Origin of the sequence: Pseudonocardia terrae, from assembly GCF_021343995.1 — a bacterium.
GTDB lineage: Bacteria > Actinomycetota > Actinomycetes > Mycobacteriales > Pseudonocardiaceae > Pseudonocardia > Pseudonocardia terrae.
Map to the genome: position 1 here is coordinate 1 of NZ_JAJTTE010000014.1, position 26061 is coordinate 26061.

Annotated in this window: 25 protein-coding genes, 1 tRNA gene and 1 riboswitch; of the genes, 16 read left to right on the plus strand and 10 right to left on the minus strand. The window is 75.9% G+C overall.

The annotated features are described in order from the left end of the window. Positions 1-264: HNH endonuclease signature motif containing protein (locus tag LWC33_RS11485; protein ID WP_233304283.1), on the plus strand; the 264-nt coding region annotated here is incomplete at its 5' end. Here LWC33_RS11485 and LWC33_RS36500 read toward each other — a convergent pair. From LWC33_RS36500 to LWC33_RS11495, 3 genes are all read right to left on the minus strand, one after another. Continuing rightward, positions 188-727 carry a PASTA domain-containing protein gene (locus tag LWC33_RS36500; RefSeq protein ID WP_372476591.1) on the minus strand — a complete coding sequence of 180 codons (540 nt, stop codon included), beginning with the start codon at positions 725-727 and terminating at the stop codon, positions 188-190. The two genes, LWC33_RS11485 and LWC33_RS36500, sit on opposite strands and share 77 nt — an antisense overlap. Further along, positions 702-1418, minus strand: a complete 717-nt coding sequence (locus LWC33_RS11490; protein ID WP_233304284.1) for a DUF4097 family beta strand repeat-containing protein — start codon at positions 1416-1418, stop codon at positions 702-704. Before LWC33_RS11490 ends, LWC33_RS36500 begins: the two co-directional genes overlap by 26 nt. A gap of 166 nt (positions 1419-1584) precedes the next feature. Then, positions 1585-2220 (minus strand): flavin reductase family protein, encoded by a 636-nt coding sequence (locus LWC33_RS11495; protein ID WP_233304285.1) that lies wholly within the window; start codon positions 2218-2220, stop codon positions 1585-1587. Between the two features lie 33 nt (positions 2221-2253). Here LWC33_RS11495 and LWC33_RS11500 point away from each other — a divergent pair, with 33 nt between their 5' ends. Next, the gene (locus LWC33_RS11500; protein WP_233304286.1) at positions 2254-3222 is read left to right on the plus strand and encodes a cobalamin biosynthesis protein; all 969 of its coding nucleotides are present in this window, start codon (positions 2254-2256) and stop codon (positions 3220-3222) included. Between the two features lie 72 nt (positions 3223-3294). Here LWC33_RS11500 and LWC33_RS11505 read toward each other — a convergent pair whose 3' ends face one another. Continuing rightward, on the minus strand, positions 3295-4158 hold the full coding sequence (locus LWC33_RS11505; protein WP_233304287.1) for an SURF1 family cytochrome oxidase biogenesis protein: 864 nt from the start codon (positions 4156-4158) through the stop codon (positions 3295-3297). Between the two features lie 110 nt (positions 4159-4268). Between LWC33_RS11505 and LWC33_RS11510 the strand changes: the two genes are divergently transcribed. The 7 genes from LWC33_RS11510 (at position 4269) to LWC33_RS11540 (ending at position 12477) form a co-directional block, all read left to right on the plus strand. After that, positions 4269-5798, plus strand: a complete 1530-nt coding sequence (locus LWC33_RS11510; protein ID WP_233304288.1) for a cobyric acid synthase — start codon at positions 4269-4271, stop codon at positions 5796-5798. Next, entirely contained in the window at positions 5795-7978 is a 2184-nt protein-coding gene (locus LWC33_RS11515) for a putative cobaltochelatase (RefSeq protein WP_233304289.1), read from the plus strand. The genes LWC33_RS11510 and LWC33_RS11515 overlap by 4 nt, the downstream gene beginning before the upstream one ends. A gap of 76 nt (positions 7979-8054) precedes the next feature. Beyond that, positions 8055-8669 (plus strand): cob(I)yrinic acid a,c-diamide adenosyltransferase, encoded by a 615-nt coding sequence (gene cobO / locus LWC33_RS11520; RefSeq protein WP_233304290.1) that lies wholly within the window; start codon positions 8055-8057, stop codon positions 8667-8669. 58 nt (positions 8670-8727) lie between these two features. Beyond that, positions 8728-10113 carry a cobyrinic acid a,c-diamide synthase CobB gene (locus tag LWC33_RS11525; RefSeq protein WP_233304291.1) on the plus strand — a complete coding sequence of 462 codons (1386 nt, stop codon included), beginning with the start codon at positions 8728-8730 and terminating at the stop codon, positions 10111-10113. Further along, on the plus strand, positions 10110-10520 hold the full coding sequence (locus tag LWC33_RS11530) for a cobalamin biosynthesis protein (RefSeq protein WP_233304292.1): 411 nt from the start codon (positions 10110-10112) through the stop codon (positions 10518-10520). Before LWC33_RS11525 ends, LWC33_RS11530 begins: the two co-directional genes overlap by 4 nt. Positions 10521-10684: 164 nt before the next feature. Further along, positions 10685-11896 (plus strand): uroporphyrinogen-III C-methyltransferase, encoded by a 1212-nt coding sequence (gene cobA, locus LWC33_RS11535; protein ID WP_372476592.1) that lies wholly within the window; start codon positions 10685-10687, stop codon positions 11894-11896. Then, positions 11893-12477: a histidine phosphatase family protein gene (locus LWC33_RS11540; protein WP_233304293.1), complete on the plus strand. Its 585-nt coding sequence runs from the start codon at positions 11893-11895 to the stop codon at positions 12475-12477. The genes cobA and LWC33_RS11540 overlap by 4 nt, the downstream gene beginning before the upstream one ends. Positions 12478-12486: 9 nt before the next feature. Here LWC33_RS11540 and LWC33_RS11545 read toward each other — a convergent pair. After that, positions 12487-12562, minus strand: a tRNA-Gly gene (locus tag LWC33_RS11545). 160 nt (positions 12563-12722) lie between these two features. Then, positions 12723-12916: riboswitch (cobalamin riboswitch) on the plus strand. A 4-nt stretch (positions 12917-12920) separates the two neighbouring features. Between LWC33_RS11545 and LWC33_RS11550 the strand changes: the two genes are divergently transcribed. Both LWC33_RS11550 and cobT read left to right on the plus strand, forming a co-directional pair. Beyond that, the gene (locus LWC33_RS11550) at positions 12921-13340 is read left to right on the plus strand and encodes a hypothetical protein (protein WP_233304294.1); all 420 of its coding nucleotides are present in this window, start codon (positions 12921-12923) and stop codon (positions 13338-13340) included. 14 nt (positions 13341-13354) lie between these two features. Beyond that, positions 13355-15100 (plus strand): nicotinate-nucleotide--dimethylbenzimidazole phosphoribosyltransferase, encoded by a 1746-nt coding sequence (gene cobT, locus LWC33_RS11555; RefSeq protein ID WP_233304295.1) that lies wholly within the window; start codon positions 13355-13357, stop codon positions 15098-15100. A gap of 49 nt (positions 15101-15149) precedes the next feature. Here cobT and LWC33_RS11560 read toward each other — a convergent pair whose 3' ends face one another. The 3 genes from LWC33_RS11560 to LWC33_RS11570 all read right to left on the minus strand — a co-directional run bounded on the left by LWC33_RS11560 (position 15150) and on the right by LWC33_RS11570 (position 17768). Continuing rightward, positions 15150-16574 (minus strand): DNA polymerase IV, encoded by a 1425-nt coding sequence (locus LWC33_RS11560; protein ID WP_233304296.1) that lies wholly within the window; start codon positions 16572-16574, stop codon positions 15150-15152. Positions 16575-16731: 157 nt separating this feature from the next. Beyond that, positions 16732-17100, minus strand: coding sequence for a helix-turn-helix transcriptional regulator (locus LWC33_RS11565; RefSeq protein WP_233304297.1), 369 nt, complete (start codon positions 17098-17100; stop codon positions 16732-16734). A gap of 107 nt (positions 17101-17207) precedes the next feature. Further along, the gene (locus LWC33_RS11570; RefSeq protein ID WP_233304298.1) at positions 17208-17768 is read right to left on the minus strand and encodes a DsbA family protein; all 561 of its coding nucleotides are present in this window, start codon (positions 17766-17768) and stop codon (positions 17208-17210) included. Between the two features lie 25 nt (positions 17769-17793). On the opposite strand from LWC33_RS11570, the gene nhaA reads away from it, so the two are divergent. Continuing rightward, entirely contained in the window at positions 17794-19128 is a 1335-nt protein-coding gene (nhaA, locus tag LWC33_RS11575) for a Na+/H+ antiporter NhaA (RefSeq protein ID WP_233304299.1), read from the plus strand. Positions 19129-19171: 43 nt separating this feature from the next. Here the strand turns inward: nhaA and LWC33_RS11580 are convergent, their stop codons facing one another. Both LWC33_RS11580 and LWC33_RS11585 read right to left on the minus strand, forming a co-directional pair. Next, the gene (locus tag LWC33_RS11580; RefSeq protein WP_233304300.1) at positions 19172-19840 is read right to left on the minus strand and encodes a 4'-phosphopantetheinyl transferase family protein; all 669 of its coding nucleotides are present in this window, start codon (positions 19838-19840) and stop codon (positions 19172-19174) included. Positions 19841-20110: 270 nt separating this feature from the next. Then, positions 20111-20353, minus strand: coding sequence for a hypothetical protein (locus LWC33_RS11585; protein WP_233304301.1), 243 nt, complete (start codon positions 20351-20353; stop codon positions 20111-20113). 326 nt (positions 20354-20679) lie between these two features. Between LWC33_RS11585 and LWC33_RS11590 the strand changes: the two genes are divergently transcribed. Genes LWC33_RS11590 through LWC33_RS11605 form a run of 4 tightly spaced genes read left to right on the plus strand, consistent with a single transcriptional unit; the run spans position 20680 to position 26054 of the window. Continuing rightward, a complete protein-coding gene (locus LWC33_RS11590) occupies positions 20680-21783 on the plus strand; it encodes an NAD(P)/FAD-dependent oxidoreductase (protein WP_233304302.1) in 1104 nt (367 codons plus the stop codon). A gap of 33 nt (positions 21784-21816) precedes the next feature. Beyond that, the gene (locus LWC33_RS11595) at positions 21817-23013 is read left to right on the plus strand and encodes a cytochrome P450 family protein (protein ID WP_233304303.1); all 1197 of its coding nucleotides are present in this window, start codon (positions 21817-21819) and stop codon (positions 23011-23013) included. A 57-nt stretch (positions 23014-23070) separates the two neighbouring features. After that, entirely contained in the window at positions 23071-25128 is a 2058-nt protein-coding gene (locus LWC33_RS11600; RefSeq protein WP_233304304.1) for an ATP-dependent Clp protease ATP-binding subunit, read from the plus strand. Positions 25129-25160: 32 nt separating this feature from the next. Further along, a complete protein-coding gene (locus tag LWC33_RS11605) occupies positions 25161-26054 on the plus strand; it encodes a bifunctional helix-turn-helix transcriptional regulator/GNAT family N-acetyltransferase (protein ID WP_233304305.1) in 894 nt (297 codons plus the stop codon). Positions 26055-26061 lie beyond the last annotated feature (7 nt).

The following is a 26061-nucleotide window of genomic DNA, read 5'->3' on the forward strand; positions in this document are numbered from 1 at the left end:
CGCGACGGCGGCTGCGCCTTCCCCGGCTGCGACCGCCCACCCTCCTGGTGCGAAATCCACCACGTGCGCGAGTGGCAACACGGCGGCCCCACCACGCTGCACAACCTCGTCATGCTCTGCGCGATCCACCACCGACTCATCCACCACTCGCACTGGGAAGTCCGGATGGTCGACGGCCTGCCGGAGTTCATCCCGCCCTCCTGGATCGACCTGAGCCGCACCCCCCGCCGTCGGCCACCACCGCTCCTGCAGCCAATCGGATGACATGCGCAGCACTCGACGTGCGCAGCCTCGACCATGCGCTCCTACACGACGGCCGGGGCGGTTGGGGGGCCGGCGCTGTGTCGGCTTCGCCGAGCGTGATCGGGTCGCCGGCTGAGGCCTGCGCGGCCGCGCCCGGCAGCTGGGGCGTGACGGTGCCGGCCGCGACCCCGGCGATCGAGCCCGTCGACGGGCCGAGCACCACGTTGGTGAAGCCCGCCGCCGTCAGCGCCTCGCGGGCCTGCGCGTCGCTCATCCCGACGACGTTGGGGACGGGGAGCAGCACACGCCCGGCGCGGGACAGCAGCAGGGCCGGGATCGTGACCGCCGGCCCCACGATCGGCCCCCAGCCGAGACGAGGCCGACCAGCCCGCGCGCGAACCCGGCGGTGCAGGGGTGTCGCCCAGCCGCAGCCACCCACTACCTGCACGGTGGCCGGGTCAGGCCGGGGAGACGACGACGTCACCGACGCTGGTCCGCAGGTCCAGCGCGAGGTCGGCGCCCGGCACGTCGGGTACGCGGACGGACATCTGGCCGAGGTCGGTGTGCGCGCTCACCCGGTACGGCGCCTGCGGCACGGTGACGGTGATGTCGCCGTTCTGGGTCTCCACCCGCACGTTGGCCGGGGTGACGAGCCCGAGCCGGACTTCTCCGTTCCCGGTCCGGGCCAGCACGTCGCCGTCCCGCAGTGTCCGGCCGGTGATCGAGCCGTTGCTGGTCCACGCCCGGGCTGGGCCGGTCACGGTGTCGAGGGTGATCCCGCCGGCGTCCGTCGCCACGTCGACCGCGCCCACCTGCGTCAGCGTGAGGCTGCCGGCGCGGGTCCTTCCGGTGACCGGCAGCCCGGCAGGCACGTGCACCGTGTAGTCGACGCCGCAGTTGTCGCCGCAGCCGGCGAGGACGAGGACCCCGCCCTCCATCCGATGGCTCGGGCCGGGAGCCGTCGCACCCCGGTAGGTGACCGTCCGCTCGAGCGAAGCCCCGCCGTCGCCGACGACGGTGACCCCGCCCGCCTGGTTGTCGATCCGGATCCCGGTGACGGTGCCGTCGAGCGCGGCCCCGTCCCGGGCCGTCTGCCCGACGCCGACGCCGCATCCGGCCAGCGTCGCCACCGCGGCCAGCACACCCGCGGCCGCCAGCACACCCCACCGGCCCATGAGGCTTCCCTCCCCGCGCCCGCCCGGGGCGGACGGTAGGGCCGCCGGCGGTGCCGTGACCAGGGACGTTCGGCTCGGAGATGAGCGGACGCTCCGCCGGCCGCTCAGTGCCCGTCTTCGCTCCGCGCGCTCCGCTCAGTGCCCGTCTTCGCTCCGCGAGCTCCGCTCAGTCCTCCCGGCGGTAGTGGCCCGGCCAGTCCTCGAACGGGATCCGGGTGATGTCGAGGACCTTGCCGATCGTCGACCACTCGTTGCGGCCCAGTCGGGCGAGCGGGCGCAGCCGCTCGATGGAGGGCAGGCTGTGGCCGCGGGCGTCGGTCTCGAAGACGTCCGAGTCGATGGCGGCGTGCAGGACCCGGCCGATCACGACGGTCGAGTCACCGAGCTCGAGGGCCTGCTCGAGCCGGCACTCCAGTGCGACCGGGGACTCCCTGACCCGCGGCGGGGCGACGGTGGTGCTCGGCTCCGCGGTGAGCCCGACCTCGGCGAACTCGGAGAGGTGGGCGGGGAAGTTCGTGCCGGTGGCGTTGATCCGCTCGAACATGGCCTCGTTGGCGAGGCAGACGACGAACTCGCCGGTCTCGGTGGCGTTGCGCAGCGAGTCCTTCTTCCCGACCGACGTGAACTGCACCATGGGCGGGTCCACGCACGAGACGGTGAAGAACGAGTGCGGGGCGAGGTTGTCGACGCCCGCAGCCGACCGGGTCGAGACCCAGGCGATGGGCCGGGGGACGACGACGCTGGTCAGGACCTTGTAGAAGCGGCCGTGCCCCAGCTCGCCGGGGTCGATGTCCGTGCGCATCCACCGATCATCCCCCGGGCTACGGTGACCGGCATGCGGCGCGGCCTCCTCCACCGGTTCCCCGGCTCCGATCGGGCGTGCGGCCTGGCACTGGGCGTGGCGGCGGACCTGGTCCTCGCCGACCCGCGGCGCGGGCACCCGGTGGCGGGCTTCGGCCGGCTGGCGGCGGGGCTGGAACGGCGGCTGTACGCCGACTCCCGGCGCGCCGGCGTCGCCTACACCGCGGCGCTGGTCGGGGGTGCGGTGGCGACCGGGGTCGTGGGGGAGCGGCTCGCCGGGCGCGGGTCCCGTGTCCTGCTGACGGCGGTGGCGACGTGGGCCGTGCTCGGCGGCACCTCGCTGGTGCGGGAGGGGGCGGCGCTGGGGAGGTCCTTGGAGCAGGGCGACCTCGAGGCCGCACGGGCCCGCATCCCGCACCTCTGCGCCCGCGACCCCGCCCTGCTCGACGCGGCCGGGATGGCGCGGGCCGGCGTGGAGTCGTTGGCGGAGAACACCTCCGACGCCGTGGTGGCACCCCTGTTCTGGGGCGCGGTGGCCGGCGTGCCGGGGCTGCTGGGGTACCGCGCGATCAACACCCTGGACGCGATGGTGGGATACCGCTCGCCGCGGTACACCCGCTTCGGCTGGGCGTCGGCGCGCCTCGACGACCTGGTCAACCTGGCACCGGCCCGGCTGGCCGCGGTGCTCACGGCCGTTGCCGCACCGCTGGTCGGAGGCCGTCCCTGCGCGGCGGTGGCGGCCTGGCGCCGCGACGCCCGCGAGCACCCCAGCCCCAACGCGGGCCCGGTGGAGGCCGCCGCCGCCGGGGCGTTGGGCGTGCGGCTGGGCGGGCGGACGGAGTACTCCTACGGCGCCGAGGACCGCCCCTCCCTGGGGCACGGCCCCGCCCCGGTCCCGGCCGACCTCGTCCGCGCCGCCCGGCTCTCCCGCGCCGTCGGCCTGCTGGCTGCGGGGGTGGGAGCGGCGGTGGCACTGCTCCGGCCGCCACCGCGGTGGCCGTGATCACCAGGAGCTGACGGGTCGCGGCGGGCTCGCGAAGAACCCTCAGCGCCTTCTTCGCCGGTACCCGTCCGATCAGCGGGGGGCGGGCGTGTCGCGGCCGTCGGTGCCCGGCTGGTCGGGGCGGTGCTCGACCGGGTCGCCGGCGGGGTCGAGGTCGCGGCCGGCGAGCGCGTCGCGCAGGCTCGCCTTCCGCTCCCGCCGCCCGCGCCGCTGCAGCACCTCGAGCCGGATGAAGTAGCCGAGCGCGATGATCGCGATCGCGCCGAAGGTGAGCCACTGCAGGGCGTAGGAGCCGTTGGTGAACGGCGCCGCGGTGGTGGCCGGAGTGACCGGGATCGGGGTCAGGACCCCCGGCTGGCCTGCGGCGAGCTGCACGTACCCCTCGACCATGTCGGGTGTGCCGGTCGCCTTCGCCAGCTGCCGGGAGTCCGCGGCGTAGATCTGCAGGTGACCGGCCTCCGTCAGCGGCGCCCGACCGCTGGTGTCGGTCTCGTCGACGCGCAGCCGGCCGGTCAGGGTGACCGGGCCGGACGGGGCGGCGGGGAAGTCGGGGACGGTCTGGGCGTCGCCCGTGGTGATCGAGCCGCGGTCGACGGCGACGGTGCGGCCGTCGTCGAGCCGGACGGGGGTGAGCACCTCGGAGGCGGGCTTCCCGTCGACGACCCGCAGCCGGACCAGCGCCTCGGCCTGCGGGAGGTAGGTGCCCGAGAGCGTGACCTGCCGCCACTCGTCATCCGCGGCGACCTCGGAACCCGGGACCAGCTGGGCGAACGGGACCGGCGGGGTGGTGTTGGCGACGTCGATCGCGTGCTGCTGCGCCTCGCGCTGCGCCTCACGACCGAACTGCCAGGGGGCCAGCAGCGTGTAGCACGCCACGGCGAAGCCGACGACCACCACCACGAAGGCGATCCAGCCCGGACGCAGCAGGAAGCGCATGCCCCTACGGTAGGCGTCCGGCGGTCGGCGGGTGCCGTCGCCTCGGTGCCCGGCCCGCGTGGCGACACCCGGCGGGCCGCCGTCGCGTCGTCTGACGCAGACTGCTCGGCGTGGATCCGAGCGGCGCCCTGCTGGTGGCGGGTACGACGTCCGACGCCGGCAAGAGTGCCCTGGTGGCGGGCGTCTGCCGCTGGTTGCGCCGGCGGGGGGTGTCCGTCGCCCCGTTCAAGGCGCAGAACATGAGCAACAACTCCGTCGTCACCGTCGACGGCGGGGAGATCGGCCGGGCCCAGGCGATGCAGGCGCACGCCTGCGGCCTCGAGCCGAGCGTCGCGTTCAACCCCGTGCTGCTCAAGCCGGGCAGCGACCGGACCTCGCAGGTGGTGGTCCGGGGCCGGGCCGACGGGCAGGTCTCCGCCCTGTCCTACCGGACGCGGACGGCCGCGCTGCTCGAGGTCGTCACCGAGACCCTGGCCGACCTGCGCTCGCGGTTCGACGTCGTGGTCTGCGAGGGCGCCGGCTCGCCCGCCGAGATCAACCTGCGGACCACCGACCTCGCGAACATGGGCCTCGCGCAGGCCGCGGACCTGCCGGTGATCGTGGTGGGGGACATCGACCGGGGCGGCGTGCTCGCGCACCTGTTCGGCACCGTCGCCGTCCTCGACCCGGCCGACCAGGCGCGGATCGCCGGCTTCGTGATCAACAAGTTCCGCGGCGACCCCGCGCTGCTCGCGCCGGGGCTCGAGCAGCTGCGCGCCCTGACGGGGCGGCCGACCCTCGGCGTCGTGCCCTGGTCGGACCGGCTGTGGCTCGACGCCGAGGACTCCCTGTCCGCCGTCGCCGACGGGGTGCTCGGTCGCCCGGCGCCGCCGATGGGCGAGCAGTGGCTGCGCGTCGCGGTGGTCCGGCTGCCCCGGATCTCCAACGCGACCGACGCCGAGGCCCTGGCCTGCGAGCCGGGCGTCGCCGTGCGGTACGTGACCGAGCCCTCGCGGATCCCCGACGCCGACGTCGTGGTGCTGCCCGGGTCCAAGGCGACCGTCTCGGACCTGGCCTGGCTGCGGGCCTCGGGTCTGGCCGAGGCGATCGCGGCACATGCCGCCGAGGGCAAGCCGGTTCTCGGGATCTGCGGCGGCTACCAGATGCTGGGGACCCGGATCACGGATCCGGGCGTGGAGGTGCCGGGCGGCGCCGACGTCGCCGGGCTCGGGCTGCTGGACCTGGAGATCGCGTTCGACGCCGAGAAGCACCTCGGCACCCCCACCGGCACGGCGCTCGGCGAGCCGGTCCGTGGCTACGAGATCCACCACGGCCGGGTCGTGCGCTCCGGCGACCCCGAGCTGCTCGACGGCGAGGGATCCGACGCGGGCACGGTGCTCGGCACGCACTGGCACGGCCTGCTGGAGAACGACTCCTTCCGCCGCGTGCTGCTGGCCCGGCTCGCCGAACAGTCAGGTCGGTCCGGATTCCGCCCGGCGCCCGACACCTCCTTCGCCGCCGAGCGGACCGCCCAGCTCGACCTGCTCGCGGACCTCGTCGAGCAGTACCTGGACACGCCCGCACTTGAGCATGTGATCAATCACGGTGCTCCGGCGGATCTCCCGGTCCTGGCGACCGGTCTGGCAGAGTCGCGCCGGTGAGCAGCGGTACCGCCTTCCCCTTCTCCGCGGTCGTCGGGCACGACGACCTGCGCCTGGCCCTGGTCCTCAACGCCGTGCACCCCGGCGTCGGCGGCGTGCTGGTGCGCGGCGAGAAGGGCACCGCCAAGTCGACCGCGGTGCGGGCGCTGGCGGCCCTGCTGCCGCCGGTCGAGGTCGTGGCGGGCTGCCGGTTCGGCTGCGACCCTGCCGCCCCCGACCCGTCCTGCCCCGACGCGCCGCACACCGCGGGCTCGACGACCAGGCCTGCCCGGCTCGTCGAGCTGCCGGTGGGCACCACCGAGGACCGGCTGGTCGGCTCGCTCGACCTGGAGAAGGCGCTGTCCGCGGGCACCCGCGCCTACCAGCCCGGCCTGCTGGCCGAGGCGCACCGCGGCGTGCTCTACGTCGACGAGGTCAACCTGCTGCACGACCACCTGGTCGACCTGCTGCTCGACGCGGCGGCGATGGGTCGCGCGCACGTCGAGCGCGACGGCGTCTCGGTCTCGCACGCGGCGCGGTTCCTGCTGGTCGGGACCATGAACCCGGAGGAGGGTGAGCTGCGGCCGCAGCTGCTCGACCGGTTCGGGCTGACCGTCGAGGTCAAGGCCGCGCGCGAGGTCGACACCCGGGTCGAGGTCGTCCGGCGCCGGATGGCGTTCGAGGCCGACCCGGCCGGGTTCGCCGGGACCTGGGCCGCGGCCGACGCCGAGGTCGCGGCGCGGATCGTCGCCGCCCGGGACCGGGTCGACGCCGTGCGGCTGAGCGACCGGGAGCTGCGGCGGATCGCGTTCGTGTGCGCCCGGTTCGACGTCGACGGCATGCGCGCCGACCTGGTCATCGCCCGGACCGCGGTGGCGCATGCCGCCTGGCGCGGCGGCGACGCCGTCGGGGAGGACGACGTGCGGGTCGCGGCCCGGCTCGCCCTGCCGCACCGCCGCCGTCGGGACCCCTTCGACGAGCCGGGGATCGACGAGAAGGACCTCGAGGAGGCCCTGCGCGACGCCGAGGAGGACCTCGGCCCGGAGGACCCGGACGACGACCCGGGCGGCGGGGAGCCCGACGGACCCGACGACCCGACCGACGGGCCGGACGACGCTCCCGGGGCGGACGGGGGCCCGGACGCCGGTGCGGACGCGGATGGTCCGGACGCCGGTGCCGACGCGGACGGTCGGGATGCGGACCGCCCGGACTCCGCCCCGGCCCCGCCCCGCGGCGCCGCCGAACCCGGCCCCGACCAGCCCGGACCCGGAGCCACCGACCCCGCGCCGCGCTCCGACGCCGCCGAAGACTCCGCCGATCCGGTCGAGGCCCCGCAGGACCGCCCGGAGGTCATGGGGGCCGGCAGCGCGATGCCCGCGGGCGCGCCCGCCCGGCTGAGCCGCGTCGCGGCGCGCCGGTTCACCGTGCCCGGCGTCGGCGACGGCGCACCGGGGCGCCGCTCGCGTGCCCGGACCGACACCGGACGCGTCGTCCGGCCCTCCGACGCCACCCCGCGCCGGGCCGCCGACCTGCACCTTCCCGCGACGATCGCCGCCGCGGCCCCGTTCCAGCGGGAGCGCGGGCGCCGCGGCCCGGGCCTGCTGCTGCAGCGCGCCGACCTGCGGGCGGCGCTGCGCGAGGGACGCGAGGGGAACCTCGTGCTGTTCGTCGTCGACGCCTCGGGCTCGATGGCCGCCCGCAAACGCATGGCCACCGTCTCGGGCGCCGTCCTGGCCCTGCTCCGCGACGCCTACCAGCGCCGGGACAAGGTCGGGCTGGTGACCTTCCGCTCGGCCGGGGCGGAGCTGGTCCTCCCGCCGACGACCAGCGTTCCGACCGCCCAGGTCCGCATGGCCGCGATGCGCACCGGCGGCCGCACCCCGCTGGCCGACGGCTTGCTGCTCGCCCGCCGCACCCTCGCCGCCGAGCGGGTCCGGGACCCACGGCGCCGGCCGCTGGTCGTCCTGCTGACGGACGGGCGGGCGACGGTCGCCACCCGGCCCGGCGGCGATCCCGTCGCCGACGCCCGCCGCGCCGCCGGACTGCTCGCCGCCGACGGCGTGCACACCGTGGTGGTCGACTGCGAGTCCGGCTTCGTGAAGCTGGGTCTCGCCGGGCAGGTCGCCGCGGCCGCCGGCGCCCCCGTGGTCACGGTCGACGAGCTGACCGTCGCGGACCTGACCGCCGCGGCGAGCGCCTGACCCATCAGATACCGACCAGAGCGCCGAACCAGTGCAACCAGTGCACCGACCAGCGCACTGACCAGGGAGGACGACGATGCCCCAGGGCCAGGTCACCAGCGTTCCGCAGGACGGGCTCACCACCCGCCAGCGCCGCAACCGCCCGCTGCTCGTGGTGCACACCGGCGAGATGAAGGGCAAGTCGACGGCGGCCTTCGGGCTGGCCCTGCGTGGCTGGAACCAGGGCTGGTCGATCGGGGTGTTCCAGTTCGTGAAGTCCGCGAAGTGGAAGGTCGGCGAAGAGGAGGCCTTCCGGGCCCTCGGCCGGCTGCACGAGCAGACCGGCGAGGGCGGGCCGGTCGAGTGGCACAAGATGGGCTCGGGCTGGAGCTGGAGCCGCAAGGCCGGCAGCGAGGAGGACCACGCGGCCGCCGCGCTCGAGGGCTGGCGCGAGATCCGCCGCCGCATCGAGAACCAGGTGCACGAGGTCTACGTGCTCGACGAGTTCACCTACCCGCTGAAGTGGGGCTGGGTGGACGTGCGCGAGGTCGTCGAGGTGCTCGCCGCACGCGAGGGTCGCCAGCACGTGATCGTCACCGGGCGGGACGCGGCGCCCGAGCTGATCGAGGCGGCAGACCTCGTCATGCAGACGACCAAGATCAAGCACCCGATGGACGCCGGGCAGAAGGGACAGCGGGGGATCGAGTGGTGAGCCCCCGACTCTCAGAGCGCGACTCACCGAAGCCCAGAGCCCGACTCGCGGGATCCTCGTGACGCGCGCGCTCGTCGTCGCGGCCCCGGCGTCGGGGTCCGGGAAGACGACGGTCGCGACCGGCCTGATGGCGGCGCTGGCCCGGCGCGGGACCGCCGTCGCGCCGTTCAAGATCGGGCCGGACTACATCGACCCCGGCTACCACACCCTTGCCGCCGGGCGGCCCGGCCGGAACCTCGACCCGGTCCTCGTCGGCGAGCACCGGATCGGGCCGCTGGTCCGGCACGGGGCCGCGAGCTGCGAGATCGCGGTGATCGAGGGCGTCATGGGGCTGTTCGACGGCCGGGTGGCCGACGGCTACGGCTCCACGGCCCAGGTCGCGGCGATGGTCGGCGCACCCGTGGTGCTCGTCGTGGACTGCCGGGGACAGTCGCGGTCGGTCGCGGCGTTGTTGCACGGCTTCCGCAGCTTCGACCCGACGCCGCGGAGCGCAGGCGGAGCGCCCACGGGCAGAGCGCGCATCGCCGGGGTGATCCTCAACCGGGTCGGCTCGGCGCGGCACGAGGAGGTGCTCCGCGCGGCGTGCGACGAGATCGGGCTGCCGGTGCTGGGGGTCCTGCCGCGGCGGGCGGAGCTGGCCGTGCCCTCGCGGCACCTCGGGCTGGTCACGGCCGTCGAGCACGGTGCCGCGGCGACCGCCGCGGTCGACGCGATGGCGGAGCTGGTCGCCGAGCACGTGGACCTCGACGCGGTCGTCCGGGTCGCCGAGCCGCTGCCGGCGGGGGCGGTCTGGGACACCGCGGTGGAGCTGGGCGGATACCGCGCCGCGCCGGGATCACGGACCGCGGTGCTGGGCGGCGCGGCCTTCTCCTTCGGCTACGCCGAGCACGTCGAACTGCTGGCGGCGGCGGGGTCGGAGGTCGTGCTCGTCGACCCGTTGCGCGACGAGACCCTGCCCGCGGCCGTCGGCGGGCTCGTGCTGCCCGGTGGGTTCCCGGAGGAACACGTCCGCGACCTCGGCGCCAACACCGGCCTGCTCGCGGCGATCCGGGCGCTCGCGGCGGCGGGGGCGCCGATCCGGGCGGAGTGCGGCGGCCTGCTCTACCTGTGCCGGGAGCTCGACGGCGTCCCGCTGGTCGGTGCCCTCGATGCCACCGCCGCGATGACCGGCCGGCTCACGCTGGGATATCGCGACGCCGTGGCGCTGAGCGACTCGACCGGCTTCGCGGCGGGGGAGCGGGTCGGCGGGCACGAGTTCCACCACTGCGCGGTCACCCCGCGGGCCGGCGCGGCCGCGGCCTGGGGGTGGCGGGGCGGGCAGCCGGAGGGGTTCGTCGCGGGCGGGGTGCACGCCTCGTTCCTGCACACCCACCCGGCCGGCACTCCCGGGTCGGTCGCGCGCTTCCTCGCCGCCCAGATCCCCGCAGCGCGGGCCGGGCTGTGAGCGTCCGGCACGTCGTCGGGATCGGGGCGCGGCGCGGGGTCTCGGCCGAGGCGGTGCGGGCGGCGCTGGCGGTCGTCCGGGACGCGATCGGGGCCGGGTCCGAGCTGGTCTACGCCTCGGCCGAGGCCAAGGCGGCCGAGCGGGGCATCCTCGACGCGATCGCGCCCGCCCGGTTGGAGGTGCGGCCGGCGGCGGCGCTCGCGGCCGTCGCCGTGCCCGGCAGCATGCGCGTCGACGAGGCGGTCGGCACGCCGTCCGTGGCGGAGGCCGCGGCGCTGCTCGTGGCGGGCGAACAGGGCCGGAAGCCGCGGCTCGTGCTGCCCAAGACGATCGTGGGGGATGTGACGGTCGCCGCCGCCCGCGTCGAGCACACGCCCCTGACCAGCGGGAACTGCCCATCGGGATAGGCGTCCCCCGCCCGGGACCGTTCAGCTCGCATCGCCGGCTCGTTATGCTTCCGCGGTCGGCGTCAGGGAACCCCGGACCACACCGGGCGCGTCCCGCCACCCTCTCTCCGGGCCCGCCGGCCCACGACCAGCCCGCCGGGCCATCCGCGGAAGGACACCTGCACGTGACCCAGCACGACCAGTACCTCGTCGGCCTCGAGCTCGCCGGCCGCAAGGTGGTCGTCGTCGGGGGAGGCCAGGTCGCGCAGCGCCGGGTCTCCCGGCTGATCGCGTCGGGGGCGCTCGTCGAGGTGGTCTCACCCGAGGTGACCCCGGCCGTCGAGGGCATGGCCTCGGCGCGGGAGATCACCTGGACCGCCCGCCGGTACGCCGACGGCGATCTCGACGGCGCCTGGTACGCCATCGCCTGCACCGACGACGCCGAGGTCAACGCGGCCGTCGGCGCCGAGGCCGAGCGCCGCCGGGTGTTCTGCGTCCGGGCCGACGACGGCCGCCTCGGCACCGCCGTCACCCCCGCCACGGGCGAGTACGACGGCCTGACCGTCGGCGTCCTCGCCGAGGGCGCGCACCGCCGCTCGGCCGCCGTCCGGACCGCCCTGGTCGAGGCCCTGCAGGCCGGCGTGGTGGCCGACTCCGCCGAGCCCGTGCTCCCGGGCGTCGCGCTCGTCGGCGGCGGACCCGGGGACCCCGAGCTGATCACGGTCCGCGGGCGCCGACTGCTCTCCCGGGCGGACGTGGTGGTCGCCGACCGCCTCGGCCCGCGGGACCTGATCGAGGAGTTGGGCCCGCACGTCGAGGTCATCGACGCCTCCAAGATCCCCTACGGCCGCGCGATGGCCCAGCAGCGCATCAACGAGCTGCTGGTCGAGCACGCGAAGGCCGGGAAGTTCGTGGTGCGGCTCAAGGGCGGCGACCCGTTCGTCTACGGGCGCGGGTTCGAGGAGGTCCAGGCCTGCACGGCCGCCGGGGTCCCGGTCACCGTCGTCCCGGGCATCACCAGCGCCTTCGCCGCGCCGGCTGTCGCGGGGATCCCGGTCAGCCACCGCGGGGTCGCGCACGAGATCGTCGTCGTGTCGGGGCACGTCGCGCCGGACGACCCGCGCAGCCTCGTCGACTGGCAGGCGCTCGGCCGCATGCGCGGCACGATCGTGCTGATGATGGCCGTCGAGCGGATCGCGCAGTTCGCCGCCGCGCTGATCGAGTACGGCCGACCCGCCGACACCCCGGTCGGCGTGATCCAGGACGGCACCACCCGCATCCAGCGCACCCTGCACGCCACCCTCGGCACGGTCGCGGTGCAGATCAAGGAGCAGGAGATCAGCCCGCCGGCGATCATCGTGATCGGGCCGGTCGCGGGGCTCTCGGCGGACGGGTGAGCACCGGGCCGGTGCTGCACCTGGTCCGGCACGGCGAGAGCACGTGGAACGCCGCCGGGCTGCTGCAGGGCCGCACCGCGCACGTCGGGCTGACGGCGCGGGGCCGGGCGCAGGCACGGGCCGCGGCGCAGGCGCTGCGGATCGCCGCGGACGCGCTGGTCCTCACCAGCCCGCAGCGTCGTGCGGCGGAGACGGCCGCGGTGGTCGGCCGGGTCCTCGGCCTGCCGGTGCTCGAGTGCTCCGGCCTGTGTGAACAGTCCCACGGCGAGTGGGAGGGCCGCCCGGCCGCGGAGTGCGCGGCGGCACTGGCCGGCGCGGACCCGGACTGGGCGCCGCCGGGCGGGGAGACGGGCCGCGAGTTGCACGCCCGCGCACAGCGGGTGCTCGCCGCCCTGCCCGGGGCCGCGTCGATCGTGCTGGTCACCCACGGCGAGACGCTGCGGGCCCTGGTCGCGGCGGGGTGCGGGCTGGGCGTGGAGGACACGCCGAGAGAGGTCCCGCCCAACGGCACGGTCGTGGACCTGTGCCCGGTGGGGCCGGGGAGATGGGAGCGGGCGGAGGAGCTCGCTCAGCACCGCTGAGAGAGATCGTGGAGCGGACGACGGGACTCGAACCCGCGACCCTCACCTTGGCAAGGTGATGCGCTACCAGCTGCGCTACGTCCGCATCGGCACCCGGTGACCGGGGCCCCGCCGGGCTGTCCGCCCGACACCGAGAACAGTACCCCACCCGTCGACCGGCCTCCGACCAGGGGGTGATCACCCAGCGCGACGGGGTCGTGCGGTATGGGGCCTCACCGGTCGACGGGGTGTGACGCCCGGCCGCTTGCTTCTGCGGCCGCGGCGTGGTGTCGTCGTGGCCGACGGCAGTGGAGGAAACCGGTGTGAGTCCGGTGCGGTCCCGCCACTGTGACCGGGGAGCGCGTCCCCGCCCGATGGCCACTGCCCCGCCGGGGCGGGAAGGCCGGGAGGCGCGCCGCGATCCGGGAGCCAGGACACTCGCCGCCGTCGATGTGGTTCCGACGATGAGGGCGCGGACCCTCGAGGAGGCCTGGATGACCGGCGACGGTCGCGCCACCGCTGCGCACACCCCCACCGTGACCGTGCTCGGTGCCGGCGGGGGTGACCCCGAGACGGTCGAGGGCGCCGACCTGCTCGCCGCCGCCGACGCCGTCCTCACCACCCCCGACGTCGAGTCGACGGTCCTGTTCTACGCCGAGGCCTGGCGCGTCGAACGCCTGCCGGACCTGGCCGGGGCGGCCGCCGCCGTCGCCGACGCGATCGGTCTCGGGGCTCGACGCGTGGTGCTCGCCGTGTCCGGGGACCCCGCGACGAACCCCGGATGCCGCGCGCTGCTCGACGGGCTGCGGGTGGCCGGGATCGAGGCGGTCGCGCGGCAGGGCGTCTCGCTCGTCCCGCCGAGACTGAGCCCGATGCCCTGGTGAACGGTGCGAACGGCGTGAACGGAGCCGACACGGCGAGCGGGGCGGACGGTTTCTACGAGGTCGTGCACGGCCGCCGGGACGTCCGGACGGGCTTCCTGCCCGACGAGCCCGTCGACGACGCCGCGCTGCGCCGCGTCCTCGAGGCCGCGCACGCCGCGCCGAGCGTGGGGTTCTCCCAGCCCTGGGACTTCGTCGTGGTGCGGGACCGGGCGACCCGCGAGCGCGTGGCCGCGCTCGTCGCGGCGCAGCGGGCGGCGTTCGCCGCGTCCCTGCCGCGCGCCCGGGCGGCGGCGTTCGGCGCGCTCAAGGTGGAGGCGGTGCTCGACACCCCGGTCAACGTCGTCGTCACCTCGGACCCCACCCGTGGCGGCCGGCACGTCCTCGGCCGGTACGGCCGCCCCGAGATGGCCGCGCACTCCACCGCGTCGGCGGTGCAGAACCTGTGGCTGGCCGCCCGCGCCGAGGGCCTCGGCGTCGGCTGGGTCAGCTTCTTCGACGACGCCGGACTGCGCGCCCTCGCCGACCTGCTCGGGCTGCCCGCGCACGTCGAGGTGGTGGCGTACCTGTGCGTCGGGCACGTGCGGGAGTTCGCACCGGAACCGGAGCTGGCGAGCGCGGGCTGGGCCCGCCGCCGCCCGCTGCGGTGGGCGGTGCACCAGGAGCGGTACGGAGACCGGGCGCTGCCCGGGGAGGTGGCCATGACCCTGCTCGACGAGACCGTGGCCGCGATCCGGCCCGCCGAGGCCGCCGCCGAGGCGGAGGCCCGGGACCGGCTCGACCGGATGACCAAGCCGCGCGGCTCGCTCGGCCGGGTCGAGGACCTCGCGGTGCGGCTGGCCGGGATCGCGGGGCAGTGCCCGCCGCCGGTGCCCGAGCCCGCGGCCGTCGCGGTGTTCGCCGGCGACCACGGCGTCCACGCCCAGGGCGTGACCCCGTGGCCGCAGGAGGTCACGGCCCAGATGGTCGGGAACTTCCTGGCCGGCGGAGCAGTGGTCAACGCGTTCGCCCGCCAGCTCGGCGCCGAGGTCCAGGTGGTCGACGTCGGCGTCGCGGCCCCGCTCGACCCCGTGCCGGGGCTGCTCCCGCGCCGGGTCGCGGCGGGCACCGCGGACATGACGGCCGGTCCGGCGCTGACCCGGGACCAGGCCCGTCGGGCGGTCGAGGCAGGCATCGAGGTGGCCCGGGACCTGGTCGCAGCCGGCAACCGCTGTCTGGTCACGGGCGACATGGGCATCGCCAACACGACCGCCGCCGCCGCGCTGATCTGCGCCGTCACCGGGGCGGACCCGGCCGAGGCCACCGGGCGCGGCACGGGGATCGACGACGAGACGCTCGTCCGCAAGACGGACGTCGTCCGGCAGGCGCTGGCCCTGCACTCCCCGGAACCGGCCGACGGGCTCGGCCTGCTCGCCGCGTTCGGCGGGCTCGAGCACGCCGGCATCGCCGGGTTCGTCCTCGGCGCCGCCGCGCTGCGCGTCCCGGTGCTGCTCGACGGCGTCAACGCGGGTGCCGCCGCGCTCGTCGCCTCGGTCCTGGCTCCCGACGCGGTGGCCGCCTGCGTGGCCGGGCACTGCTCCGCGGAGCCGGGGCACCGGATCGCGATGGCGCACCTCGGCCTGGAGCCGCTGCTCGACCTCGGGATGCGGTTGGGGGAGGGCACGGGCGCGCTGCTCTCCCTGCCGGTGGTGCAGGGGGCGGCGCGAGCGCTCGCCGACGTCGCCACCTTCGACGCCGCGGGAGTGGCGGACAAGGACGCGTGAGAGAACGCGTTATGGAACCATGACGCGATTCTCCAGCGCGCTCTCGCGGTCAGTGCGCCGGTGAGGGCAGGCGCCAGCTCTCGACCGGGTCGGCGAAGGAGAGGGCCGGGTCGTCCGCGTCGAACGTGCGTGCCGGACCGGGCCCGGTCGCCCGCGTCTCGAAACGGACCGTGACCCGGCCGTGCCCCGCGCCCTGCACCCAGCCGTGCCCGTGCTCGGTGTGGGCGACGTCGTCGCCCGCCCGCCAGGGGCTGGCCGGGTCGCGCGGCCCGTGCCGGCCGCCCGGGCGCGGCCCGAACTCGGTGCCGGGCTCCGGGTGGGCCTCCTCGGCGGTCTCGACGGTGAGCACCGTGTCCGGTTCGACGGCCGCCGACGGCTCGGCGAGCGGGGCCGTGGTCCAACCCGACTCCGACGGGACCGCCTCGAACAGCGCGGGCGGGGGGCTCTCGGACAGCCCCGACAGCGACACCCCGACCAGCCGCACCCCGCCCTCCGGCACCGCGGTGCGGGCCAGGCGCTGCGCGACCGCCGTGAGCGTGGCGAGGTCGGTGGAGGCGAAGGCGGTGGTCTCGGAGCGCGTGTGCGTCTGGAAGTCCGCGTTGCGGGCCTTCACCGTGACGGTGCGCGCCGCCCGGCCGTCGACGACGAGCCGCCGGTGGGCCGCCGCCGTCATGCGCCCGACCTCGCGCAGCACGTCGTCCATCGCGGTGAGGTCGTGCTCGAACGTGGTCTCGGCGGAGATCTGCTTGGCGGCGCCGCGCGGCGCGACCGGCCGCTCGTCGATGCCGCGGGCGAGCCGGTGGAGCTCGGTGCCGACCGCGGAGCCGAGGACCCCGGCGACCTCGCGGGCGTCCATCGCGGCGAGGGCACCGATCGTCTCGATCCCGACCTTGCGCAGCGCCGCCTCGGCCACCGGGCCCACGCCCCACAGCGATCGCACCGGCAGCGGGTCGAGCACCTCCCGCTCGACCTCGGGCGCGACGACCTTCAGCCCGTCCGGCTTCGCCAGCTCCGAGGCGATCTTCGCCACCTGCTTGCCCGACCCCGCCCCGACCGACGCGGGCAGCCCGGTCCGCGCCCGCACCTCGGCCCGCAGCGCGACGCAGAACTCCTCGACCTCGGCGGCGGTCGCACCGGCGAGCGCGGGCGGCTCGAGGAACGCCTCGTCGACGGACACGGGTTCGAGCACCGGCGCGGCCTCCCGCAGGACGGCCATGACCTCCTCGGAGATCACCTTGTAGAGCGGGAACCGCGTCGGCAGGACGGTCGCGTGCGGGCACCGACGGCGCGCCTGGCCCATCGGCATCGCCGACCGCGCGCCGAACACCCGCGCCTGGTAGCTGGCCCCCGCCACGACGCCGCGCCCGCCCGTGCCGCCGACCAGGACCGGGCGGTCCGCCAGGGTCGGCCGGGTGAGCTGCTCGACCGACGCGAAGAACGCATCCATGTCGAGATGCAGGACCCACCGACTCACCCCGCCATTGTGACGGTCGGGTCCGACAGGCTCCGGCGGCGCGTCGGTCAGGGCCCGCGTCGGTAGGGCCCGCGTCGGCCAGGGCTGCGTCGCTCAGTGTGCGCGTCAAGCAGGGTCCGCCCGTGTCTGCCAGGCCCGCGTCGACGGGGCGGGTCGCTCAGACCGGCCCGCGGACCTCGCCCGGCGGGATCCCGCGCTCCCGGGTGAACACGGCGACGAACGAGAAGGGGTCCGCGTACCCGATACGGCGGGCCACCGCGGCGACGGTGGCCGAGGGCTCGGCGAGGTACTCCTCGGCCAACGCCATCCGGCGCCGGCGGAGGTAGGCCAGCGGAGCCGCGCCCACCACGTCGCGGAACCGGAGGGCGAACGCGGTCGGGGCGACCCCCGCCTGGGCCGCGAGCTCCGCGACCGTCCAGGGGCGCGCCGGGTCGGCGTCGATCGCCAGCAGCGCCGGCCCGACGAGCGGGTCGGCCGAGGCCGGCGGCCCGCCGACCGCGCGGATCCCGTGGGGCGGCGCCGTCATGCAGCCAGGGTAGGGGGCCGGTTCCCGGCGCGGTGCCCGCCCGTCATGATCGTTGTCCCGGACCGACCGCGGCCGATCACGGCCTGCTCCGTCCCGGAGGTGGGTGCCTAGGAGTCCGAGGGGACCGTGGTGAGGGCCGTGATCACCCGGTTGACGCTGACCTCGCCGCGGTACGGCTCGCCGTTGACGAACAAGGTGGGGGTGCCGCGCACCCCGCTACGCACCCCGGAGTTGAAGTCGGCCTCCACCCGGTCCTCGACCACCCGCGTCGCGGGCCAGACCACGCGGTCGGGGTCCACGCCCGCCCGGACGGCGTGGTCGCGCAGGTCCGCCTGGGTGAGGCGGGGCGGCCCCGGGGTGTAGAGGCTGTCGTGCATCGGCCAGAACCGGCCCTCGAGCGCCGCCATCTCCGCGGCCGTGGCCGCGGCCAGCGCGTGCGGGTGCAGCTCGTGCAGGGGAAAGTGTCGGAAGCCGAAGCGCAGGTCGTCGCCGAGCCGCTCCCGCACCTCCTCGATCACCGGCGCGGCGGCACGGCAGTAGGGGCACTCGAAGTCGCCGTACTCCACCAGCGCCAGGGGCGCGTCGGCCCGTCCGACGACGTGGTCGTACGGCCCGAGCGGCGGGTCCAGCTGTCCGATTTCGCCCACCTCCTCGCGCCCGCGTTCCACCGCCGGGCAGGATGATCCGGTGGCGGTGACGACCCTATCCGAGCGCGGAGACCTCTCCCGCGCCGCGCGGCAGTTCCTCCGCACGGAGTCGGGTTCGGCGGTGATGCTCATCGGCGCGGCCGTGGTCGCGCTGCTCTGGGCGAACCTGCCGCTCGGCTACGAGACCTTCTGGCACACCCCGCTGACGATGGGGCTCGGCGAGTGGTCGTTGAGCCTGGACCTGCGGCACTGGGTCAACGACGGCCTGATGGTCCTGTTCTTCTTCAGCGTCGGGCTGGAGATCGCGCGGGAGATGACCCTCGGCGAGCTGCGCGGCTTCCGGGCCGTGGCGGCGCCGGCGGCCGCGGCGATCGGCGGGCTGGTGATCCCCGCGCTGGTCTTCCTCGCGTTCAACGCCGGGACGCTCGCCCAGAACGCCTGGGGCATCACGATCTCCACCGACACGGCGGTGCTGCTCGGCGTGCTCGCCCTCGTCGGCCCGCGCTGCCCCGACCAGCTGCGGGTCTTCCTGCTCGCGCTGGCCATCGTCGACGACATCGGCGCCGTCATCGCCATCGCCGTCTTCTACACCGAGCGGGTCGACGTCCTCGCCCTGTTCCTCGCGATCCTGCTCTTCGTCGCGCTCCTCGGGCTGCGGTTCGCCCGGTTCTGGCGCACGCCCTTCTACGCGGTCATCGGCGTCGTCATGTGGGTCGCCGTGCTGGCGTCGGGGGTGCACCCGAGCGTGGTCGGGGTGGCGCTGGGTCTGCTGGTCAACGCCTACGCGCCGCGGCGTCAGGACATGAAGCGCGCGCTGCTCGTCGGGAAGACCTTCATCCTCGACCCGACGCCCGAGCGCGCCCTCGCCGCGCAGGCCGCGGTCACCGAGGCGGTCTCGCCGAACGAGCGGCTGCAGCTGAAGATCCAGCCCTGGTCGAGCTACGTGATCGTGCCGTTGTTCGTGCTGGCCAACGCCGGGGTGGTGCTCGACCGGCATACCCTCTCCGCGGCGTTCGGCTCGCCGCTGACCTGGGGCATCATCGTCGGGCTGGTGCTGGGCAAGCCGATCGGCGTCAGCCTCGGGACGTGGTTGGCGCTGCGCACCGGCATCGGCCGGGTGCCGGACACGCTGCGCTGGGGGCAGCTCTTCGGTGGGGCCGGGCTGTCCGGGATCGGGTTCACGGTCGCCCTGTTCGTGACCGAGCTCGCGCTCGACGACGAGCTCCTCGTCAGCGAGGCCAAGATCGGCATCCTGACCGGGTCGGTGCTGGCGGCCCTGGTCGGCTGGCTCGTGTTCCGGCTGGCGGGAGAACGCGGCGGGCAGTGCTCGCCGTCCGGGCTGCCGACGCTCCCGCCGCGGCCCTGGCGGCCGGTGGAGTAGGCCGGCCGACGTGGCTCGGCGGGTGTGGTTCAGCCGGCGACGGTCAGCGGAGCAGTGCGTCGCCGTCGTGGACCCGGACCTCCGGGGCCGCGGCGCCGAGCCCGGCCAGCGCGGCCGGATGGTCGGGTCCGGCCTCGAGGTCGACGACCCACGCCTCGCCCGGCCCGTCCGCCCAGGCCTCGACGACGCCCGTCGGGCCGAGGGTGATGGCGTCCATGGGGCTCGCGAGGCCCTCGCCGGTGGCCTTGAGCAGGGCTTCCTTGCGCGTCCAGATGGTGAGGAAGGCCCGGGTGTCCGTCGGCGGACGGGTGCGCTCGGCGGGGGAGAGGGCGTGCTCGGCGAGGCGGTCGAGGTCGGAGAGGGTGCGGAGCTCCTCGACGTCGAGTCCGACGGGGCCGTCGTCGCTCAACGCGACGCCCACGAAGCCGCCGGAATGCGTCAGCGAGAAGGCGGGCGCGGTGCCCGTGGCCAGGCGCGGCTTGCCGTGGGGCTCGCCGCAGCGGCAGGTTCGGTCGAGCGTGATCGCGGCCGGGTCGGCGTCGAGGTGGGCGCCCAGCAGCAGTCGGGTGAGGGCGTGCGCGGCGAGGTAGCGGGCCTGGTCGGCGGGTCGGCGGAAGGCCGCCAGCCGGGTGCGCTCGTGGGCGTCGAGCAGCGCGACAAGCCGCGGTGCCGACGACGGGTCGACGGGCCGGGCCCACCACACGTCCGCCACGAGACGAGCCTAGTCGGTTGCGGTGCACGGATCGCGCCACCGCACCGCGCGCATCCCGCGGCGCACGCGACACGGTGAAGGTGACAGCGCGACTCGCGGGAGCGGAGAGCGCGACTCGCGGGAGCGGAGAGCGCGACTCGCGGGAGCAGGAACCCGCGAGTCGGGGCCTGGGCTTCGGTGAGTCGGGGTGTGGGCTTCGACGGTGTGGTCTCGGCACCTGCGCGAGGGTGCGGCGGGGCCGGCGCCAGGAGTGGCCGGCCCCGCCGCGCTTCAGCCGCTGCGACGTGCGGCGAAGTCGGTGCGGAAGTGCACCGGGGTGGTGCTCGCCCGGCCGATCCGGCCGAGCGCGCGCGGCGCCTCCGCACCGCCGGCCTGCGGGGCCTTCCCACGGGCCGCGGCGCGTCGGGCGGCGCGGTTGGTGGCGCCCGTTGTGGCGCCGATGGTGGCGCGGTCGTCGGCGCCGTCGGTGGTGGCGGCGGTGGGCTGGGTCGGGCTGGTGTCACGAATTCGCACGAGGACCTCCTGGAGGAGATATGGGGCCGCCCCGAGGAGCGGTGTGCGGGTCCTCCTCGTGGACCCCGCGCCGCACAACGCGGCGGCGTCAGGGGGATCCGCGGATCGCGGGCCGCAACACGCGCGCGATCCGAGCAGGGAGGACGTCCGGCCACGACGGGGCGGCCCGGACGGACAGGAACCGGCCGGCGCACGACTCGGCGCCGGGAACGGGCGGCGTGCCTCAGGGCGGAGGACTGCCGCGCCGTCTCACAGGGTGATGAGGTCCATGGCCGAAACCCTAGGGACACCTCCCGCAGGGGCGCGACCGAATTACGGTGACCGGTGTGGACGGCTCCCCGGACGTGATCGTGATCGGCGGCGGGATCGCCGGTGCCTCGGTGGCCTACGAGGTCGCCGCGCACCGCTCGGTGTTGCTGCTGGAGGCCGAGCCGTCGCTGGCGGTGCACTCGACGGGCCGCTCGGCGGCGACCTACATCCCCGGCCACGGCACCGCTGTCTTCCGCGCGCTCATCCGGGCGAGCGCGCCGCGGTTCGCGGCGCTGGCCGAGGAGCTGGAGGCGCCGCCGTTCCTGCGGCGGTTGCCCGTCGTCTGGGCGGCGTTCGACGAGGACGGCGAGCGCGAGCTGCAGCAGCTCCTGGCCGAGTGGGCCACCGAGCCCGACGGGCCGCACGCCCTCACCGGCGCCGAGACCGCCGCGGCCTGCCCCGGTCTGCGGGAGGTGCGCTCGGGCGCGATCACCGAGGCGGCCGCCGACGCGGACGCGATCGGCCTGCACGGCGCCTACGTCCGCGGGCTGCGCCGCCGCGGCGGCCGGGTCGTGCAGGGCGCCCGGGTCAGTGCGATCACGCGCAGCGGCGAGGCGTGGCGGGTCGAGACCGCGGAGGGCTCCTGGACCGTGCCCGACGTCGTCGACGCGGCCGGGTCGTGGGCCGACGCCGTCGCCGCGCTGGCCGGTGTCCCGCGGGCCGGCCTCACCCCGTACCGGCGCACGATCGCGATCTCCCCGTGCACGCTGCCGGCCGGCATGCCGATGCTGATCGACGCGGCCGAGCGCTTCTACTGCAAGCCGGAGGGCGACACGCTGCTGCTCTCGCCGGGCGACGAGACGGCCGCCGAGCCCGGCGACGTCCGCCCGGACGAACTCGACGTCGCCCTCGCCCTCGAGCGGGTCGAGGAGGCGCTGCACCTCGGGCTGCGGTCGGTGCGGACCGCGTGGGCCGGCCTCCGGACCTTCGCCCCGGACCGGGACCCGGTCGTCGGTGCCCGCCCGGAGTTCCCCGGGTTCCACTTCTTCGCCGGTCAGGGCGGGTCGGGGATCGAGTCGGCCCCCGCGCTGGCCGCGCTCGGCGCCGCCGTGGTGACCGGGACACCGGTGCCTCCGGACGTCCCCGTCGGGCCGGACCAGGTGTCTCCGTCACGCTTGTAAGCGCGCGCTGACTTCTTCCGGCACGATGGGGGCATGGCGCCGACCACCACCTCCGGCCTCGACCTCTTCGACGGCCCGTTCTGGAGCGATCCCTACCCGGCCTACGCCGAGCTGCGCGCGGACGAGCCGGTGCGCAGGCTGGACCTGCCCGACGGCCCGATGTGGATCGTCGCCCGGTACGAGGACGCGCGGGCCGCGTTCGTCGACGCGCGCTTCTCGAAGGACTGGCGCTTCACCCAGCCGGCCGACCAGCGCGCCGCGATGCCGGCCACTCCCACGCCGATGATGCTGCTGATGGACCCGCCGGACCACACGCGGCTGCGCAAGCTCGTCAGCCGCTCGTTCACCGCGCGGCGGATGGCCGAGTTGCGACCGCGCGTCCAGGAGATCGCCGACGACCTGCTCGCCGCCCTGCCCGCCGACGGCACCGTGGACCTCATGGCGCACTACGCCTTCCTGCTGCCGGTCCGCGTGATCTGCGAGCTGCTCGGGGTTCCGGCGGAGGACCGCGACGACTTCGGCCGCTGGTCGTCGACCATGATCGACGAGTCGCCGCAGGACGAGAAGAAGGCCGCCTCCCAGAAGCTCTCGGAGTACCTGGCCGGGCTGATCGACCGCAAGCGCACCGAGCCGGACGACGCGCTGCTCAGCGCCCTGACCCAGGTGTCCGACGAGGACGGCGACGCGCTGTCCCAGGAGGAGCTCGTCGCCATGGCGATGCTGCTGCTCATCGCCGGTCACGAGACCACCGTCAACCTGATCGGCAACGGGATCCTCGGCCTGCTCACCCACCCCGACCAGCGCGAGATCCTCGCCGAGAAGCCCGAGCTGTGGCCGGGCGCGGTCGAGGAGTTCCTGCGCTGGGACGCGCCGGTCACCAACGCCCCGGTCCGGTTCGCCGCCGAGGACGTCGAGGTCGCGGGCACGACCATCCCCGAGGGCGCCGTCGTCATCCTGGGTATCGCCTCGGCCAACCGCGACGACGCCCGGTTCGCCGACGCCGCCCGGCTCGACGTGACCCGCGACGACCGCGGGCACCTCGCCTTCGGCTACGGCCTGCACCACTGCCTGGGTGCACCGCTGGCCCGGATCGAGGGCGAGGTCGCGCTGCGCAGCCTGTTCACCGCGCGCCCGGAGCTGGACCTGGCCGAGCACGACCTGACCTACCGGCGCAGCACGCTGGTCCACGGCGTGACCGCGTTGCCGGTCCGGCTCGGCGCCCCTGCCTGAAGGCGGCCCGGCGCGGGTACAACTGGGAGGACAGGTCGTCGAGCCGGAGGTCGCGCGATGCCCCAGCCCCAGGACCCGTTCGGCGGCGGGCTCGGCCCGTTGGAGGACCTGCTGCGCGGGCTCGTCAACGGCCTCGGGTTCCCCGACGACGACCGCGACGACGGCCGGGACGACCGGGACCACGGGCCGCGCGGGCAGGAACGCGGCCCGGGGCGTCCGCGGCGCACCTCGACCCGGCGGCTGGACCGGCACGGCCGCGACCTGACCGCGGACGCCCGCGCCGGCCGGCTGGACCCGGTGATCGGCCGGGACGCCGAGATCGACCAGGTCGTCGAGGTGCTGGCCCGCCGCACCAAGAACAACCCGGTGCTGGTGGGGGAGCCGGGCACGGGCAAGACGGCGATCGTCGACGGGTTGGCGCAGCGCGTCGCGGCCGGGCGGGTCCCCGTCGCGCTGCGCGACGTCCGGGTGGTCGCGCTCGACCTGGCCGGGATGGTCGCCGGGACGAAGTACCGCGGCGAGTTCGAGGAGCGGCTCACCGCGGTGGTCGACGAGATCGTGGCGGCCGGGAGGTCGCTGGTCGTGTTCGTCGACGAGCTGCACCTGGTCGTCGGCGCCGGGTCCGCGCAGGACCAGGCGATGGACGCGGCCAGCATCCTCAAGCCCGCCCTCGCCCGCGGCGACCTGCAGCTCGTCGGCGCGACCACACCCGAGGACCACCGCCGGTACATCGAGCGCGACTCCGCCCTGGAGCGGCGGTTCGAGGTCGTCCGGGTGTCGGAGCCGACGCCGGAGGCCACCGTGGAGATCCTTCGCGGGCTGCGGCCGCGGTACGAGGAGCACCACCGGGTCCGCATCACCGACGGGGCGATCGACGCCGCCGTGGCCCTCTCCGTGCGTTACCTGCGGGACAAGCACCTGCCGGACAAGGCCGTGGACCTGGTCGACCGCGCCGCCGCGCGCTCCGGGCTGCGCGGCGCCGGGCCCCAGCCGGACCGGCGGGTCGAGGAGCTGGTCCGGGCGCGCGAGGTCGCCGCCGACGCCGGCGACTCCGAACGCGTCGCGATGCTCGACCGCGAGCTGGAGCGGCTGGTGCTGGAGAACGGGCCGCGGGACGGTGCCGAGATCACCGCGCGGGAGGTCGCCGAGGTCGTCGCCGACCGCACCGGCATCCCGGTCGCCGACCTCACCACCTCCGAGCGCAAGCGCCTGCTGGAGCTGGAGGAGCACCTGCACCGGCGGGTCGTGGGGCAGCACCGGGCCGTCGAGGCGGTCGCCGACGCGGTGCGCAGCGCGCGGGCCGGGCTCGCGAGCCCGGACCGCCCGTCGGGCTCGTTCCTGTTCCTCGGCCCGACGGGCGTCGGCAAGACCGAGCTGGCCCGCGCCCTGGCCGCCACGCTGTTCGGCTCCGACGAGCGCATGGTCCGCCTCGACATGAGCGAGTACGCCGAGCGTGCGGCCACCACCCGGCTCGTCGGCGCGCCGCCCGGCTACGTCGGGCACGAGGAGGCCGGCCAGCTCACCGAGCCGGTGCGCCGCGACCCGTACACCGTGGTACTGCTCGACGAGATCGAGAAGGCGCACGCGGACGTCGTCGCCACGCTGCTGCAGGTGCTCGACGCCGGACGGCTCACCGACGCCCGCGGCCGGACCGTCGACTTCCGGCACGCGATCGTGGTCATGACCAGCAACATCGGGGCCGAGGAGGTCCTCGCGGCGGCCGCGGCCGGCCGGCCGGTGGAGTCGATCCGCGAGCAGCTGATGTTCGCCGTGCGGCGGAACCTGCGGCCGGAGTTCCTCAACCGGATCGACGACGTCGTCCTGTTCGAGGCCCTCGACCGGGCCGAGATCACGGAGATCGCCGGGATGATGCTGGCCGGCACCCGCGCGCGGCTCGCGGCGCAGGGCGTCGAGCTCGTGGTGGAGGCGGAGGCGCTCGACCGGCTCGCGGAGCTGGGCCACCAGCCCGAGTACGGGGCGCGGCCGCTGCGCCGGGTCGTGGCGCGGGAGGTCGAGCGGCGGTTGGCGCGGCTGCTGCTGGCCGAGGAGCTGCGCTCGGGCGGCCGCGCCCGGCTGCGGGTCGTGGAGGGGGAGCTCGCCCTGGTCGCCGACTGACGGCGGAGGGATTTCTGACTACAGTCAGAGTTGTGGGCGCGAACAGCGACGAGATCGCGGCGGTGCGGCGGTTCCACCGGGCGGTGGTCCGCCGCGTCGGCGCGCTCGAGGAGGGCTATCTCGGCCGCGACCGGCCGCTCGGGCAGGCCCGGCTCCTGTGGGAGATCGGCCCGGGGGCCGAGCTGCGGGACCTGCGGACCCGGCTCGGCCTCGACTCGGGCTACCTCTCGCGGATGCTGCGGTCGCTGGAGGCGGCCGGGCTCGTGGCCGTCGACGCCGGAGCGGCCGACGCGCGGGTGCGGCGGGTCCGCCTCACCGCGGCCGGACGGGAGGAGCGGGCCGAGCTGGACCGCCGGTCGGACGCGCTGGCCGCGTCGATCCTCGACCCCCTCAATTCCGCGCAGCGCAGCCGGCTGACCGCCGCGACGGCCGAGGTCGAACGCCTGCTCCTCGCGTCGACGGTCCGCGTGGCCGTCACGCCGCCGACGCGACCGGAGGCCCAGAAGTGCCTGCGGGCCTACGTGGCCGAGCTCGCCGAGCGGTTCGAGGAGGGTTTCGACCCGTCGATCGGACCCGCCGGGGGAGCCGCCGAGTTCACCCCGCCGGCCGGGGAGCTCCTGGTCGCGATGCTCGACGGCGAGCCCGTCGGGTGCGTCGGCGTGCGGTTCCGTCCGGAGGTCGCCGAGATCAAGCGGATGTGGGTCGCGCCCGCGGCCCGGGGTCTGGGGCTCGCCCGGCGGCTGCTCGCCGAGATCGAGGAGCGGGCCCGCGTGCACGGGCTCCGGGCGACGCGGCTCGACACGAACGGGGCGCTCGTCGAGGCGATCGCGCTGTACGGGTCGGCGGGCTACCGCGAGGTGCCGCCCTTCAACGACAACCCCTACGCCCAGCACTGGTTCGCCAAGGACCTCGACCCGGCCGGGTAGGGACGCC